The organism is Methylocella sp., from assembly GCA_037200525.1.
Taxonomy (GTDB): domain Bacteria; phylum Pseudomonadota; class Alphaproteobacteria; order Rhizobiales; family Beijerinckiaceae; genus Methylocapsa.
Window position 1 is genome coordinate 3,012,636 of sequence record JBBCGG010000001.1, and the last position, 15,440, is coordinate 3,028,075.

General features: G+C 56.2%; 12 protein-coding genes. 9 read left to right on the forward strand and 3 right to left on the reverse strand.

What is annotated here, in order from left to right; all coding sequences use genetic code 11:
* Window positions 1-328 precede the first annotated feature (328 nt).
* Complete coding sequence (locus tag WDN46_14775; protein MEJ0094639.1) at window positions 329-742, reverse strand: hypothetical protein; 414 nt, start codon at window positions 740-742, stop codon at window positions 329-331.
* Between the two features lie 865 nt (window positions 743-1,607).
* On the opposite strand from WDN46_14775, the gene WDN46_14780 reads away from it, so the two are divergent.
* The 7 genes from WDN46_14780 (at window position 1,608) to WDN46_14810 (ending at window position 10,919) form a co-directional block, all read left to right on the forward strand.
* Window positions 1,608-2,369, forward strand: coding sequence for a WecB/TagA/CpsF family glycosyltransferase (locus tag WDN46_14780; protein ID MEJ0094640.1), 762 nt, complete (start codon window positions 1,608-1,610; stop codon window positions 2,367-2,369).
* Window positions 2,370-2,471: 102 nt separating this feature from the next.
* Window positions 2,472-3,926, forward strand: coding sequence for a UbiA family prenyltransferase (locus tag WDN46_14785; GenBank protein MEJ0094641.1), 1,455 nt, complete (start codon window positions 2,472-2,474; stop codon window positions 3,924-3,926).
* A gap of 158 nt (window positions 3,927-4,084) precedes the next feature.
* Entirely contained in the window at window positions 4,085-5,719 is a 1,635-nt protein-coding gene (locus WDN46_14790) for a GMC family oxidoreductase (GenBank protein ID MEJ0094642.1), read from the forward strand.
* A 453-nt stretch (window positions 5,720-6,172) separates the two neighbouring features.
* A complete protein-coding gene (locus WDN46_14795) occupies window positions 6,173-7,132 on the forward strand; it encodes an NAD-dependent epimerase/dehydratase family protein (protein MEJ0094643.1) in 960 nt (319 codons plus the stop codon).
* A complete protein-coding gene (locus tag WDN46_14800) occupies window positions 7,129-8,340 on the forward strand; it encodes a glycosyltransferase family 4 protein (protein MEJ0094644.1) in 1,212 nt (403 codons plus the stop codon). The genes WDN46_14795 and WDN46_14800 overlap by 4 nt, the downstream gene beginning before the upstream one ends.
* 117 nt (window positions 8,341-8,457) lie before the next feature.
* On the forward strand, window positions 8,458-9,702 hold the full coding sequence (locus tag WDN46_14805) for a polysaccharide biosynthesis C-terminal domain-containing protein (protein ID MEJ0094645.1): 1,245 nt from the start codon (window positions 8,458-8,460) through the stop codon (window positions 9,700-9,702).
* Window positions 9,703-9,716: 14 nt separating this feature from the next.
* The gene (locus WDN46_14810) at window positions 9,717-10,919 is read left to right on the forward strand and encodes a glycosyltransferase (GenBank protein MEJ0094646.1); all 1,203 of its coding nucleotides are present in this window, start codon (window positions 9,717-9,719) and stop codon (window positions 10,917-10,919) included.
* Between the two features lie 287 nt (window positions 10,920-11,206).
* Here WDN46_14810 and WDN46_14815 read toward each other — a convergent pair whose 3' ends face one another.
* Complete coding sequence (locus WDN46_14815; GenBank protein ID MEJ0094647.1) at window positions 11,207-11,464, reverse strand: hypothetical protein; 258 nt, start codon at window positions 11,462-11,464, stop codon at window positions 11,207-11,209.
* Between the two features lie 21 nt (window positions 11,465-11,485).
* Here WDN46_14815 and WDN46_14820 point away from each other — a divergent pair, with 21 nt between their 5' ends.
* On the forward strand, window positions 11,486-12,679 hold the full coding sequence (locus WDN46_14820; GenBank protein ID MEJ0094648.1) for a hypothetical protein: 1,194 nt from the start codon (window positions 11,486-11,488) through the stop codon (window positions 12,677-12,679).
* Window positions 12,680-13,297: 618 nt separating this feature from the next.
* Window positions 13,298-14,077 (forward strand): O-antigen ligase family protein, encoded by a 780-nt coding sequence (locus WDN46_14825; protein ID MEJ0094649.1) that lies wholly within the window; start codon window positions 13,298-13,300, stop codon window positions 14,075-14,077.
* Window positions 14,078-14,090: 13 nt separating this feature from the next.
* Here WDN46_14825 and WDN46_14830 read toward each other — a convergent pair.
* Window positions 14,091-15,259 (reverse strand): IS3 family transposase gene (locus WDN46_14830; protein MEJ0094650.1). Its coding sequence is split into 2 segments (ribosomal slippage): window positions 14,091-14,995 and window positions 14,995-15,259, totalling 1,170 coding nucleotides; the frame shifts between segments, so codons are not numbered across the junction.
* Window positions 15,260-15,440: the final 181 nt, after the last annotated feature.

A 15,440-nucleotide genomic window follows, 5' to 3' on the forward strand; every position in this document is an offset into this window, starting at 1 on the left:
CCAAACTGCCCACAAACGGAAGAAAACCTTCGACCCATTTTCGCCGTTTAGCACACCGCCGGGTTTGGTCGCGTTGCAGGCTGCTATTTCGGCTATATGCGGACGGTCTGCTTGGACTTCTAGAACGCAAAAGCGGGCGTTCATTCCATTTGGTGCAATTGTCTCGATTTCGATCCCACTCCGAAGCCCGATGTCTACAGCGCAAAGGGCCGCTATCAGCGCAAATGCAACCTTGGTCAAATTCGCAGCGGGCCGTTCGGAAGCCAGATGAGAACTACGTCTAGCCTTTCTCGCGGCATCTTTCGCAACTACGACCTAACTCGAAACTTCACGCATTGGCGGCAATCTGCGTCAGGATGGCGTGACCATATGGATCGGCTTCCACCGATACGCCGCCGAGGTCATTGACCCATCCATTGGCAAGGACGGCGACGCCCATGGGCCCCGCCTTGTCCGTCGCCGGGATCATTCCGAGCCAGCATGAGCAACCGCCGGCGCTGACCTCGCCGTCCTTCCAAATAATGGTTGGGGCGGATGCGTTCTTATCGGCGAGCTGCCACGCGAAGCCCATGTCGGGGCCGCTCGTTTGCTCGCCGCAATAGCTGTGATGGATTGCTTGCGCTCTGTGCCTGAAGGCCGCCACCACGGCATAGCCAAGCGTGATAAAGCCCGAGGTCGGAATACAGCCAGCAGGCTCCAGGGCTGAAGCTCGGCGGCTTGGGCAACAACCGTGATTGCCCATTGAGGGCTCCCCGGTCGAGCCCAGCGCCGCAGCCGATCCCCGCCAGAGAGCCGATAAGGTGTTCGCTTTTACGCCAAAAGCGCGACAGACCGCGGCGCCATGGTTGCCGCGAGCGGGAAAACGAATGGCGCATCTTTAGCTTTCGTCCGCTCAATCGCGAATTTAGTCGGATCGCGCAGCAGTTGCGTCAAAAGTCAGTGTATGGCGCCTCGCAGCGGCGGAAGACATTAAAAATGATCGAACGCTAAATTATTTTCACTATTGTCACACATATATACGCTAATAATATATAGTATTAATGCTCGACTATTACTGTGTTGACTATATTTTTTACATGAGATACCGTTACGAGTGAGTATGTCCATAACGTTTTGAGTCATTAATTGAATGAACTGAAGCTAATTCATAGCTTCGTCCGTTTAATTGATAATTTCTCTGGATCACACCGGAGAACATCTTAGCTGCGCCCAATTTCATCGTGGCAAGTTGCTGCGGCACACAGATATTGAAGCGTCTGTGACTATAAATTATTTTCTACTGTCGTGATACATATATAATCCACTAATATACAGTATTTTGTTCGAATAATACTATATTTATGACGCTTTCTAAATGGAATAACGATTATACAGCGTATAGCTGTCGCCTTTCATTCTTCAGTGAATGAATTTGGGCCGGTTGATATTTGGGTATTGGGAGACGCGCCATGCCAAGTATTCTTAACGCAGGCATTTCAATCAAAACTGCCCGCTCGCACGAGAGCGCAATCCATCAAGATGGTCCTGTTTATCGCAATTCAAACGTCGCGATAGTCCCGAAGCCGCCGTCCATTTTAGTGTTAGCTGTTCCGATAAGTCTTCTCACTTTGGAGACCGCTGTAGAGAAGATCATAGAATGGATTGAAAGGCGGCAAGCCGAGTATGTATGCGTTCGGGACGTCCACGGCGTGAAGCTGGCCGTCATGGACCCGCGGTTGATGAAGATACATCACGAAGCCGGAATGGTAACTCCGGACGGCATGCCCCTCGTTTGGCTCGCAAAGATTCGGTCGCAACTGAAGAGTGGGCGCGTGTGCGGCGCGGAGCTGTTGGACGCTTTATGCAGGTCGGGGGAGGCGAACGGCCTTCGTCATTATTTCTACGGCGGCAAGCCAGGCGTCGCCGAGGCGATGATCAAGAATCTAAAGGCAAAATACCCGAACATGGCGGTGGCGGGCTTCTATTCGCCTCCCTTCAGTCCGCTCACCGAGGAGGAGAACGACGAAATCGTTCGCGACATCAACCGCTCGGAGGCCCAGATCGTCTGGGTCGGGTTGAGCACGCCAAAGCAAGAAGTCTGGATGAGCGAACACGTCGGGAAAATTCGCGGCGCGACATTAATAGGGGTCGGAGCCGCCTTTGACTTCCACAGCGGCGCAGTCTCGCGCGCGCCGGAATGGATGCGATCATCCGGCTTCGAATGGGTTTATCGCATCTGCAGCGAACCGCGCCGCCTTTTTCCGCGGTATGTCAAAATTGTCCCTTGGTTCCTGATTAACGCCGTCCGCGAACAAATATCTCTTTATCTCGGGCCAAGGGTTGGATCGGATCTCGCAGCTTATAGCGACAACTTCGCTGATAATCATTAGAATAGCTGAAGACTAATAGAATTATATATTACTACTGCATTTAATATTTCTTCGCAATACATCCGTGATTGCTAAAATAGTTATTTTTGATCGGAGTGTTCTATGTCCATTTCCTTGATCGTCGCTGCGGAGTCCGAGCTCGCGGACGTCGGCGGCCTTCCCCTCGTCGTTGACCTGGACGGCACTTTGATCAAATCGGATTTGCTTATTGAATCATTTTTCGGCCGAATCGGAAAGGATCCGGCGTCGATTTTCAGCCTGCTGCTTGCGTTGCGTCACGGTAAAGCGCGCTTCAAAAGCGTATTGGCGGAATCGAGCGATTTCGACGCTGCTGAATTGCCTTACGACGAGGCGGTGCTAGACCTCATCAAGGACGCGCGGGCGGACGGGCGGCATGTCTATCTCGCGTCCGCGAGCAACGCCAAATTTGTCGCCGCCGTGGCCCAGCATCTCGGGTTGTTTACAGACTATTTCGGCTCAGACGCCACCACCAACAGAAGCGCTCACGCGAAGGCCGACCTCCTTGTCGAAGCATTCGGCGAAGGCGGCTTCGATTACATCGGCAACGACGAAGCCGATTTGCCGGTCTGGGCGGCGGCGTCCAAGCGAATCGGCGTCAGGACATCGCCGCGGCTCGCGGCCAAGCTCGCGGTCCTTGGAGTCGACCTCATCGAGACCCCAAAAGCGAGTTGGAAATCCTGGACGAAGCTGATCCGCGTGCATCAATACGCCAAAAACGCATTGGTGTGGCTGCCGATGTTCGCGGCCCACAAATTCGACGCCGAGTCCATCTTCAACAGTCTGCTTGCGACGATGGCCTTTTCGCTCTGCGCTTCGAGCGTCTACATCTTCAACGATCTCGTGGACCTCTCCGCCGACCGCAACCATCCGACCAAAAAGAACAGGCCGCTCGCATCCGGCGCCGTTCCGATCCGTCAGGCGGTCGCGCTTATGCCGCTTCTGCTGCTCGGGTCCATTGGGCTTGCGGCGGCGGTTTCGTGGCCGTTTCTGGGAGTGCTCTTGTTTTATTTTGCCCTAACGAACGCCTATACATGCTGGTTGAAGACGAAGATGCTGATCGACGTCGTCGCCCTTGCCATGCTCTATTCATTGCGCGTCATTGGCGGCGCCGCCGCGATCGGCGGATCGGCGTCGCAGTGGCTGCTCGGCTTTTCATTGTTCTTCTTCGCCTCTCTTGCGCTCATCAAGCGCTATATTGAGCTCGCCGCCCGCGTTGATGGGGAGCTGCCAGACCCGACGAACCGAAACTACAGATTACGCGATATCGAAGTCGTCGGAGCGCTCGCCGCGGCCTCCGGCTTCAATGCGGTGACGGTTTTCGCGCTCTATATCTCGTCGGACGCGGTGCGTCCTCTTTATCGTCATCCTGAATATTTGTGGTTCGCATGCCCCATCCTCATGTACTGGATCAGCCGGATGCTCATGATGGCGCATCGCCGCCTGGTTCACGACGATCCGATTGTTTTCGCTTTGCAAGATCGGGTCAGCGTCGCAGCCGGAGCCATGATTGCAGGCGTTATGTTGGCCGCTATCTGATCGGTCAGCCGGCGCCTCGGCGCCATGCCGCGAAGGCACCAGGGCCGCTGCGCAGCAACCAAATGAGCTATGTACAGACAGTAAAGATGTCAGTATGTAAAGTAAGAGATGCGGCCGCAGCAGGCATGGAGAGCAATCGTTTCGGAGCTGTCATACTCATGCTCGAAGATACCGAGTTCGATGCTATTGTGGTTGGCTCGGGCGCCGCTGGCGGCTGGGCCGCCAAGGAACTCACGGAACGCGGGATGCGGGTGCTGTTGCTGGAAGCCGGACGGGAGGTGGACCAGATCGCCGATTTTCCGCCGCCTGGGAAGGCCGGGCATCATCTTGTCATCGGCAATCCGATCGTGAACCGAGCCCGCGCTGCGATCTTCGGCGGCCAACCGATTCAGGCGCGGTGCGTCGCTTTCGCGAAGCCGACGAAGAGATTTTTTGTCAGCGACCGGGAAAACCCGTACACGACCCCGCGCGACAAACCCTTCAACTGGTTTCGAGGCCGGCAGGTAGGCGGACGCCTCTATACATGGGGCCGTATCGTCTTCCGCATGTCCGATAGCGATTTCAAGGCCGCGAGCAGAGACGGCTACGGAGCGGACTGGCCGATCTCCTACGACGATTTGTCTCCGTACTATGATCATGTCGAAGAATTTCTGGGCGTAAACGGCACTGCGGAGGGATTGCCGGGAGTGCCCGATGGAAAATACGCCAAGCTCACCACGCTTAACGCCGCTGAACAGAAGTTCCGGGACCAAGTGCAGCGGGTGTTTCCGGGATCACACGTCATCCCAACGCGATACGTCGCCAACAATCTTTCGAGAATCCCTCTGACCATCCTGGCCGCCCAAAAAACCGGCCGGCTAACGCTGAGAAGTAACTCGGTGGTGGAGAGCATTGATGTCGACGGGGCGACGGGACGCGCGATAGGCGTGCGCTTCATGGACCGACGCAGCAAAGAAAGGCATACCGGGCGGGCGAAGGTCATCGTGCTCTGTGCGAGCACCATCGAGACCTTGCGCATTATGTTGAACTCCCGAAGCGATCTCCGCCCGAAGGGCCTTGGGAACTCCGCCGGTCTCGTTGGCCGCAATCTCATGGATCACGCTCATTTCGTGCTGTCCGGCCCGCATGTGGACCTCGAAGCTGAAGCGCTAGGCAAAACCGATGCGTTCGACTTTGGAAAGATTGGGGGTTTTTACGTGCCCCAATACAAAAATCCCAGGCCGGCAGGTGGGCCTTATCTGCGTGGTTTCGCGATACAGGGGGGAATCGGGCGCGGCTACCCCTTTTGGTTCTTGGCGGCTGAGGGCGAGATGCTGCCTCAGCCCCAGAATAGGATTACGCTCGATCCGCATAAGAAAGACGCCTGGGGCATTCCGGTGGCGCATATCGATTTCACATATTCCGAGAACGAGAACAACATGATCGCCGACGCGCTCGCGACCATGAAGACGATGGCGTCGGCCGCGGGGCTGGAAATCCAACCGACTCCGACAGGGAGGCTGTTGCACAACCTTGCGTTCAAGATGATGCGGAAACGCCTCGTGTTGGAGTCTGGCGCCGCCATACCGGGCTCCTCTGTTCATGAAGTGGGTGGCGCGCCAATGGGCGACGATCCCGACAAGTCCGTGCTTAACCGATTCAATCAATGCTGGGATGCCGAGAACGTCTTTGTTACGGACGGCGCAAGCTTTGTGACCTGCGGGGCGCAAAACCCGACGCTGACGATCATGGCGCTGACGGCCCGCGCCTGCGACTACATCGTCAAAGAGCACAATGCCGGTCGCTGGCGCTAGAAGGAGCGGCTCGTAAGTTCCCCATTCGTCGGAATGTGCGGGGGCGATGGCGGTGATACTCGGGCGGATTTTCGGGCGTCCAAAAGGCGCGCGCCAAGGCTCGGGAACATGGGGGTGCGGCAGAATCCGCCTTGCTGGGAGAAAGAGCTGCCTCTCTCTCCAGAAATTGCATGCAATATAGCAATTAATAGAAACGTATTGATTTTTCAGAGCAATTGTCGTTGACAAGATTGATGCCTATCGGTTAGTGTAGTAATACTATATCTTTGCTATTATAATATTGGCATTTTAGCCATAATACGGTATTATCGAACTAAGTCGGACCGTCTGACTGCTGGCATTCCGATTGCAAATCGGCACGGATGGCGCCGGACTTGGTACTCAAAGTGTTATTACCAATAATATAGTTTGGCGGCGCCTGGACAGTGTTACTGCAACACGGATTGATTTAAAATGCGCAAGCGAATTCTGATTACTGGCGGAAATGGATATGTCGGTCGTGAGTTAACCCGGCTACTCTACGATCGACATGAGGTCGCCGTCGTTGACTGTCTGCGCCAGGGTCGAATTCGGTTTGGCGAAGAGGAAACGCGGAAGTTCCGGCTCGAGCGGATCGACATCACCAACGGCCATGAGGTCACGAAATTCGTCGCGGACTTTGCGCCGGACGTAATTGTTCACCTTGCGGCGATCCATTTCATTCCAGAATGCGAGCAAGATCCGTCCGCCGCGGTCGAAACGAATGTGGTGGGAACGCTGAATATGGCGCTGGCGTGCCCGCCGGCCGCCCGCTTCATATTGGCTAGCAGCGGCGCCGTTTACGAGCCGGATACGGAGCTGCATCGCGAATCAACCACGAAACTTGCGCCCACCGACGTCTATGGCTCGAGCAAGCTGTTTGCCGAGCACTATGTCCGCTACTTTGCAAAGCAACGCAACGTCTCGGCTGTGATCGTCAGATTGTTCAACGTTATTGGGCCGGGGGAAACCAACCCGCATGTGATGCCAGAGATTATTGCGCAGCTAAAGGCCGGGCGAAATAAGATTCACCTCGGCAATCTATGGCCAAAACGCGACTACATTCACGTGCTAGACGCTGCCGGAGGCTTTGGGACCGTTGCCGAGAGCGATCTGGCAAGCCCAGGCAAAGCCTTAACCGTCAACCTCGGCACCTCAAAGCAATATTCGGTCGAGGAACTGCTGACCAAGCTGAAAGGCATCGCCGGCATCGAGTTCTCTATCGAAAGCGACGCTGCGCGCGTGCGCGTGGGCGATCGGCCCTTCCTTGGCGCCGATATTAGCGAAATTCATCGTTTGTTTGGATGGGAGCCCAAGCGCTCGATTGATGATGCGCTTCGCGATCTTTGGCGAGAGCCCGATCTCGCCGCCGAACTGACGGACAAATACCGATGATCAAGGTCCTTTGCGCAATCGTGATATCGCCGCACATGTCGGTCAGCGGAGCCGCGCGCGCCGCCGAGTTACTCAGCTCCGCTGTTGCGCTCCACTGCGACGTCACCATCGCAAGCATGTTGAATAGGGGGCCCGGCGTGGGAGCGGCGCCGGAAGCGAGCGCATGCAAGCGGATCGCAACGCGCAGCTGGCTCCCGTGGCCCTTATCGTGGTCCAAGCTGTCGAATCGCTACAAGACGCTGTTTTATCGGTCGGACCTCCCGGAGATTGTTCGAAGGGGCGGGTTCGACATCGTTCACTTGCACAATCCCATGCCAGGACTGGAGATGGCCCGCGTCGCGCGCGCATGCCGCACCGCCGGAATTCCGTATGTTGTCTCGACCCACGGCTTCAATGAAATCGCCAATGGCGCCAAAATCAATCGCTTTGGCCCCCTCCGTCGGCTGATTTGGAGCCAGCTTGCCGTGCGGCCCGTTCAGCAAGTCGTTCAGCGCGCAGCCGGCATATTCGCCCTCTCTCCTGCCGACTTCGAGATCGTTCGCCGCATGGGTTTCAAGGGGCCCAATCTAACGGTCGTGAGCAATGGGGTGACGCCGTCCGCGTCCGCAGAGGCCGATGAAGATCGCGCAATCATAAGCCGTTTGGGAATCCCAGCGCGGCAAGATGGCGAGATCACATGTCTTTTCCTCGCCAATCATTCGCCCAACAAGGGGTTGCCCGTTCTGCTCGATGCGTTCGCCTCTTTGCAGCAGCCCTACCTGCTGATCGTTGGGGGCGAAAAGCGCCCCCAGATCCCCTATGAACGCTATGTCCGGTCATGCAGGCCAGGCCAACGCATTGTCTTGACCGGCCTGCTGACCGATGGTGAAGTCGCAGCGCTATTCAGGCGCTCAGACTTGTTCGTATTTCCGACGCTTGCCGACACATTTCCTCTGGTCGTTCTCGAAGCCATGGCCAACGGCCTGCCGGTGGTCGCCTCCGACGTAGGCGGGATCCCTTATCAACTGACGGAGGAGTGCGGCATGGTCATCCCGCCGGGAGACCCTCGGCAATTAGCTGCCGCCGTCGAGAGTCTGTCGGGCCAAGCTGAGAGCCTCCGCGCCATGGGTCAAAGCGCGCGAGCGCGCGCCGCGACGGAATTCACGTGGGCGCATGCGGCCAAACAAGCCGTAGCCGGATATAAGGCGATATTGCAGGGCAACTCATAGGTCCTTCGGACATGCATATGAGAGATATTTATTTGAACGCTCAAGCAGGACTGCCGTTTGCGGCCGAACGGGATCGAGGCGCCATGATTGAGCATTCATCGACTTTCGGTTTCTTCAATGTCACGTAAGTCCGAGCATTTCCGTCGAGCGTCCTGGACTTTGGTCGACCAAGCCGTCGTCAGCCTGGGCAATTTTTTGGTGAACATCCTTATCGCCCGGCAACTGCCGCCGGGCGAGTACGGCGCCTTCGCTCTGCTGATGGGCGGATTATTCACGCTCCAGATTGTCAACTCCTCGCTCATATTCTACCCCATGTCGGTCCGCATGGCGGTTTCTAATGGCGATGACGAAAAGGCGTTGCTGGGTGCCTCAACGCGAATTTTCTTTCTGTTTTTGATCCCCTTATGCGTTCTGCTGACGGCATCGCTGTTTGCGTTCCATCTCGGCGCCATCGCGCCTTCCGTTGTCGCCTATCTAATCCTGTGGCAATTGAAGGAGGGAACGCGACGGGCTCTGCTTGCGCGCTTCCGCATCAAGGAGGCGATTGTCGGCGATGCGGTGAGCTACCTAGGGCAATCAGCGGTCATTTTCGGTTTTGTCCTCGCTGGCTCGCTCAACCTGCAAAATGCGTTCTGGGGAATGGCGGCGATGTCTGGATTGGCGGTTCTGATTCAGGCGCGCCAACTTCGGGTGTCATTGTCGGCCCCCAGTCAAGTGCGCCTCGTCTTGACGGACTTTTGGTCGATAGGCGGCTGGGCGCTGGCGAACAATCTGATCTCCTATTGGCGGTTCTACATATTTTTCGGGATGCTTGGAGTGGGTTGGGGCGCAGCGGCCGCCGCTTCGTTTCAAGCCCTCCTCAATGTGTTGAATTTGGCAAACCCCGTGATCCAGGGCCTCGGCAACATCATTCCGCAAACGGCCGCGCGTGCGCGGGCGGACGGAGACGGAACGGAATGGTCCACCGCGCGGACCTACATGCTGTTGGGCGTCCCACCCATCTTTTTATATTATGCCGTGGCGTTTATTGCGTCGGAATTTCTCTTGCGAGTCTTTTATGGGGCGGCGTCGCCTTACGTCGAGCTATCGCTAGCCCTTCGCATCCTCGCTGTAGCATTTGTTGCGAACTATGGCGTCGAAATGATTTGCTCCTTTCTCCATGGCATCGATGCTCCTCGTCTTGCCCTCGCCATCAACATTATTGGCTTGGGCGTCGCATTGGTTGCGGCGTTCCCGCTCACCAGTATGTTCGGACTGGCGGGCGCCTGCGTCGCATTGGTCGTGGCGAACGTGGCGCGGCTCGCCGCGTCGCTCTATATCGTCGCGCGAGCGACAGGCAATGAACCTCTCCGTCAATCTTAGAAGGGCCCAATCTGTTGCTGCAGCCATCAATGCCGAAGGGGTCTCTCGACATCCGCCACCTCGTCATTGACCCAGGCGATATGCCGCTCCGGGCGAACGGACTGGCGATCGTGGCGCAACGGATCGCCGCCGAACAGAAGCGCGCAGGCTCTAAAGTGGGTCTCTTTTATCTTTTGAAGAGTTCGCTCGAGGAACCGCAGGATATCGCCGACGCGCCGACGCGTCTCACCCCTATGACCGGCGTCAAAATGGGAGGCCGTTTCATTCGGCTGGACAAGCATGTCATCGACGCCCTGACGGCGGACGCGACAGACGGCACGATATTCCATATTCACCACGGGCGCGATCCGCTTCTTCTATCCATCGCGAGCGCGTTCCGTCGGCGCGGCATTCCCTATGCAATGACGATTCATGGTCGCTACTCGCATATCTTCGACCAGGAGAACAGGGTCGTCAAACCACTCCCGGCGATCTACCTTCGACTCTTTGAGCGCTGGGTGCTCGAATCCGCGCACTTCGTGCAGGCGGTTACGCCGGCGGAGCGTGAGATCATACGTCGCGTCGCTCCGCGCACTTCGTGCGAGTTGATTTTCAACGCCGCTTATTCGAGCAGCATCGACGGGGTTCCCGAGCCGCCGACGCGCATGTCTCCGTCCCCTCGCTTTCCCTTGTTCGGCTTTTGTGGCCGCTACGCCATCGAACATAAGGGACTGGACCTTCTCCTCAAAGGCTTTGCGGAATACCGGCGCGCCGGGGGGAAAGGCGCGTTGGAGTTAGTCGGTCCGGGTCCCGCGCGAGAACAACTTGAAGCCTTGGCAAAGTCGCTTTCCATTGACGAATATTGCCGGATAGGTGGCCCGCTATTTGGCGAGGAGAAGAAGAAAGTCTTACGGACGTGGGATTTCTTCGTTTTGCCATCCCGGTTCGACGTGTTTCCAACCGCTGGACTCGAAGCCGCGATCCTCGGATTGCCGCTTATCGCGTCCAAGCCGACGGGGTTTGCGGAACATATCGTCGAACCTCCTAGCGGACTTCTCATTGAGAAACTCTCGCCGGAGGCGGTAGCGAAGGCGCTCCTTCTTGCCGAGCGCGTCAAGAAAGACGAGTGGCCGGCGATGTCGCGGGCCGCTTTCAACATGGCTGTGTCGATCGGCGACTGGACGTTGATCGCGCGCCGCCTGGTCGAGCTCTATGGCCGCCCGAAATCCCTGCGCTAACGCTTCCGCCTTGCGTCGGAGAAAAAGCCATGCCTGTCAAAAAAGGTGAGTTTCGATCCGCGGACGAACGATCTGACCGAGCGGTCTTCTGGATCGCGGCGGCCATGGGCTCACTCGTGTCTTTGGCGATCACCGGCTTTGTATTTGGAACCAACAACAACCTGTTCCATTTCCCAATCGTCGCTGAACTGTATAACGAACCGCAGTTCGCAAATGATCAATTCATGCAATCCCTGCGGCATTACGATTCGGTCATTTGGGCGATGCTGCGCGGATCTGCGAGTTACTTAAGCGTCTACTGGGCTTTTTTGCTGCTTTTCGCGCTCAGCCGATTTTTGTCCTTTGTAGGTTTTCTCGCATGCGCCCGACTGCTCCATGTTGAGACACGACGTGAGCAGCTGTTCTTCGCCCTTCTCGTGAGCACGACCTATTTGATGAGAGGGCCGTCCTTCGCCGGAGAAGGTGGTCTTTTCATCAACTATTTCAATCAATCCGAAATTGCCAATGGCCTTTTTCTTCTGGCTCTCTATTTGGCGCTGCGGCATCGGATCGCCCTGGCGATAGCTATGGTAGGCGCAATATTTTCGGTCAACGCGTTCTTCGGCGTTTGGACAATCGTCGTCCTCGGCGTAGTGTTTCTCATTCAGATTTTGCGTCGCGAGCTGACTTGGCGCAACCTCCTGCTTCGAGGTTTGGTAGGCATCGGCTTCGCTGGCTTGCTCGCCGCGCCGGTCATCGCCTCGATCCTGTCCAATCCGGATTTTGGAAAACCGACATCATTTGACTATGTGTCGTTCCTAACCGAATACTTTCCGTATCACTTCTTGTTCGGTTCGATCAGTCTCAGCCAAAAGGTTGGCGTTGCCTTTGTCGTCGCCATCGGCGCCGGCGCTTTCATGCACCTTGGCAGCGCCGGTCGCATCTGGCTGTATGCGCTTCTGGCCGTTTGCGGTATATATGTTGCGGGAATCCTCCTGCCCTTCGCAACCCATTCGCAGACATTCCTCAATCTCCATCTGCTCCGCAGCAGCACGCTTGTCCATTTGCTTGCGACTCTCGCGGTCTGCGCCTTGGCAACCTCGTGGTGGTTCGGCGAAGACCGGGTCAAAGCGACCGTCATTGCGCCAATCCTCGTCGTGGCGCTGACTGTCCCAACGGATGGCGCCCTTCGCTTTCCGATCATTTTGGCTCTTGGCCTGTGCCTGCTCGGAACGGCCCTTGCGCCACGCATCGGCGCTCTGTTTCCACGCATATCAGGCATTCCGGGGATGGGACGGGGCAGACTGCAGATCGCGATGGCGGCGTGGCTTTTATGTATCATCTCTGTCCTGGCGCTGACGAACCATCATAAGAACCAGAACGACCAGGCGTGGATCGACGAATGGTGGACAATTGGCGCCTGGGCTCGCAAAAGTACGCCGGTAACCGCCGTCTTTGAGACGCCCGTCGTCTCCTTCAATCAGAAGAAAGGGCTCAGCGAAGGCGAGGCCGAGGGGGTTGACGATACTATCTTCGAGTATGCCTCGCATCGGCTTGTTTGGGTCGATTTCAAGAGGGGCGCGGCGGTGATGTGGTCGCCGTCTTATTACAGCGTTTGGCATCACCGCGTGAGCGAAGCGAGCTCCAAGATCTCCCTTGAGGAAAAGCTCGATTACGCCCGAAAAAACAACATTGACTATGTGATCGAACTTTGTGACCGCGCCCACCGTGAGAATGCGCTGTTCGCAACCAAGAGAATTTGTCTTTACGCCGCTTCCTAGACCGGCGCCCTTTCCGCATGGGGTGATCGCGCCAAGCGGCGATTGGACGAGAGCCGAATGGGTGACGAAGGCCTTGCCGAGGGAGCTTGCCCGCTGTTGCGCCTGCTTCGTGCGAAAGTCGGGCAACGAAGCATTACTCGGCGATAGAAATATAAAGCAAATTGATTTAAGATAGTCTGCCTAAATGAACATCAATCCGGAAAATGAGAAGTGCAGAGTATGGGGAGAGACCAGAGAAAACGAATAACGGACTTTGTTATTACCATAGTTTCAATGGCGCTGGTATCGTTGCATTTTTCCATTGGGCTTGTTGGTCTTTTGTGGCCAATCCGAAGAATGAACAGATCCACGTTTACGATGCTCGGTCCTGTATTATTACTTATTTCGATCAAAATTTTATTAATGTTGGTTTTTCCCTTAGGGCAATACGCTAAATATGAGTTCAGCCTTAGCTCTATGTTGCGAGAGATTCTGACATTAATAATGTTCTACGCGTGGTTCATGGTTGGATATAAGATATATAATTATAGGTTCTTTACCTCCTTGGGGAAAGCCGCGCTAACAGCCGCTCTCATATTTGTCCCATTAGTCCAGATATTCGCGGTCGGCCTTCCAATCATGCACAATATCTCTGCCGACCAAGCAGTTTTTTTCTTTATTATTTTTATTGTGTTTTTTGACAAGAGATACAATTACTATTTTGTATTATTTGCGCTAGCCATTCTCCTGCTTACATCAACACATCTTGTGAGCTCGTATACGACTATATCCTGTTTATCCCTTACATTGATATTCTGCGTACGGTCTACGGCGCTATCCCGCGTTATTGTGCCATGGCGGATTACAGTTATTGTTGCTATCGTATGTTTGGCGCTCACATCGCTATTTGCCAGCTATGTTAATCTGAAAGACTCCCGCGTAAGCGAGGGGAATAATGGGCAGGCAAGAGAAACTCTCGCGCAGCATGCCTTTTCCGTGTTTATGGACTTCCCCCTCATTGGAACGCCTCTGGGGAGAGGAATCGTGCCGCTCGAAGCTGTTGAAGAGTTAGGATGGGAACAGTATCTCGATCCTGAAATTGCCAAGGACATGGCCGCCGCGGGGGAGGAGAGCTCCGCGTCGCTTGGCTATGACGTTTATTCGCTCTCGTTCCACAACGGATTTCTTTATCTGTTAACTCGCTTTGGCGTCTTGTCCTTGTTTCTCATTTATTTTCTTGTTCGTTATGTGCCGCGCAAAGGGCCGTTGCCGATAGTTATCTTTACGGTGGTCGTCCTGCTTTCCATTTCAGCCAACGTCGTCATAGAAAGCCTGCGCTCCGGGCCGGGAGTGGCTCTCGTGTTGGGGGCATTGTTTAGTTTCGGGGAGCTGTCATCCTGGCCTGCCCCCATGGGGTGATCCAGTTTGAATGTTAGTGCATTGTCGGCCCTGGCGCTATTGCTGGCGTGGCGGGCGAAGCTGGTCCGGATTGCGAAGCCGGCCATTGCAGGGTCTTCGGGGCTGGCGGCTTGTAGCCCAGCGATGAGTGCGGGCGCACGGTGTTGTAGTGGCGTCGCCATCGCTCAATGACGACCTTCGCCTCCTTGAGAGTGTAGAAGATTTCACCATTCAAAAGCTCGTCGCGCAGCTTCGAGTTGAAGCTCTCGCAATAGCCGTTCTCCCAGGGACTGCCCGGCATGATGTAGGCGGTCTTCGCGCCGACGGCGGCAATCCAGTCACGCAACGCCTTGGCGATGAACTCCGGGCCGTTGTCGGAACGAATGTGGATCGGAACCCCTCGCAAGATGAAGAGGTCCGAGAGAACGTCGATGACGTCCGCTGCCTTCAGCTGCCGGTTAATCCTGATCGCGATGCATTCGCGGGTAAATTCGTCGATGATATTCAGCATGCGATATTTCCTGCCATCATGAGTGCGGTCCTCGACGAAGTCATAGGACCAGACGTGGTTGGGGCATTGCGGGCGCAGCCGGACGCACGAGCCGTCATTGAGCCAGAGACGCCCGCGCTTGGGTTGTCTGGCCGGAACTTTCAGCCCCTCGCGTCGCCAGATCCGCTCGACCCGTTTGACGTTGACCTTCCAGCCTCGCTCCCACAACATCGCCGTGATGCGGCGGTAGCCATAGCGGCCGTACTGGATGGCGAGCGCCGTGATGTCGGCGATCAATGCCGCTTCGTCATCGGGCTTGGTCGGAACCTTGCGCTGCGTGGAGCGATGCTGACCGAGAACCCGGCAAGCGAACCGCTCGGAAACGCCATGTTCGGCGATCACATGCTCCACGCAGGCGCGACGACGCGCGGAGCTCAGAAGTTTCCCGAGGCAGCCTCTTTCAGGATCAGCTTCTCAAGCGTCAAATCGGACACCGCTCGACGGAGCCGCGTATTCTCCGCCTCCAGCTCCTTCAGCCGCTTCACCTGATCGCCCTTCAGGCCGCCGTATTCCGACCGCCATCGATAGTATGTAACTTCCGTCACCCCTATCGAGCGGATCGCCTCCGCGACCGGTCGCCCTTGCGCGCTAAGCACTTCGACTTGCCGTAGCTTCGCGACGATCTCTTCCGCCTTCTGTCTTTTCCTCGGCATTGCGCAGTCCTCCATCAGGCTCATAAGCCCATACTTCACGGAGGATCACTTTTCAGGGGGCAGACCATTTTTCTTCAAGGCCTAACGATCGAGTCCCGGTAGTGCGAACTGCCCCCGCCGCAGTCGAGCGAAGCGAGCGGGGGCTCCTTCCATAAACGGATGCGGATCACTCAGGCATGTC

Coding starts and splice junctions, on each gene's coding strand:
- WDN46_14775 (MEJ0094639.1), bottom strand. CDS start 742: ATGGGCAATCACGGTTGTTGCCCAAGCCGCCGAGCTTCAGCCCTGGAG.
- WDN46_14790 (MEJ0094642.1), top strand. CDS start 4,085: ATGCTCGAAGATACCGAGTTCGATGCTATTGTGGTTGGCTCGGGCGCC.
- WDN46_14800 (MEJ0094644.1), top strand. CDS start 7,129: ATGATCAAGGTCCTTTGCGCAATCGTGATATCGCCGCACATGTCGGTC.
- WDN46_14805 (MEJ0094645.1), top strand. CDS start 8,458: ATGTCACGTAAGTCCGAGCATTTCCGTCGAGCGTCCTGGACTTTGGTC.
- WDN46_14825 (MEJ0094649.1), top strand. CDS start 13,298: ATGCACAATATCTCTGCCGACCAAGCAGTTTTTTTCTTTATTATTTTT.
- WDN46_14785 (MEJ0094641.1), top strand. CDS start 2,472: ATGTCCATTTCCTTGATCGTCGCTGCGGAGTCCGAGCTCGCGGACGTC.
- WDN46_14815 (MEJ0094647.1), bottom strand. CDS start 11,464: ATGCCGCAGCGCCAAATAGAGAGCCAGAAGAAAAAGGCCATTGGCAAT.
- WDN46_14795 (MEJ0094643.1), top strand. CDS start 6,173: ATGCGCAAGCGAATTCTGATTACTGGCGGAAATGGATATGTCGGTCGT.
- WDN46_14820 (MEJ0094648.1), top strand. CDS start 11,486: ATGGTAGGCGCAATATTTTCGGTCAACGCGTTCTTCGGCGTTTGGACA.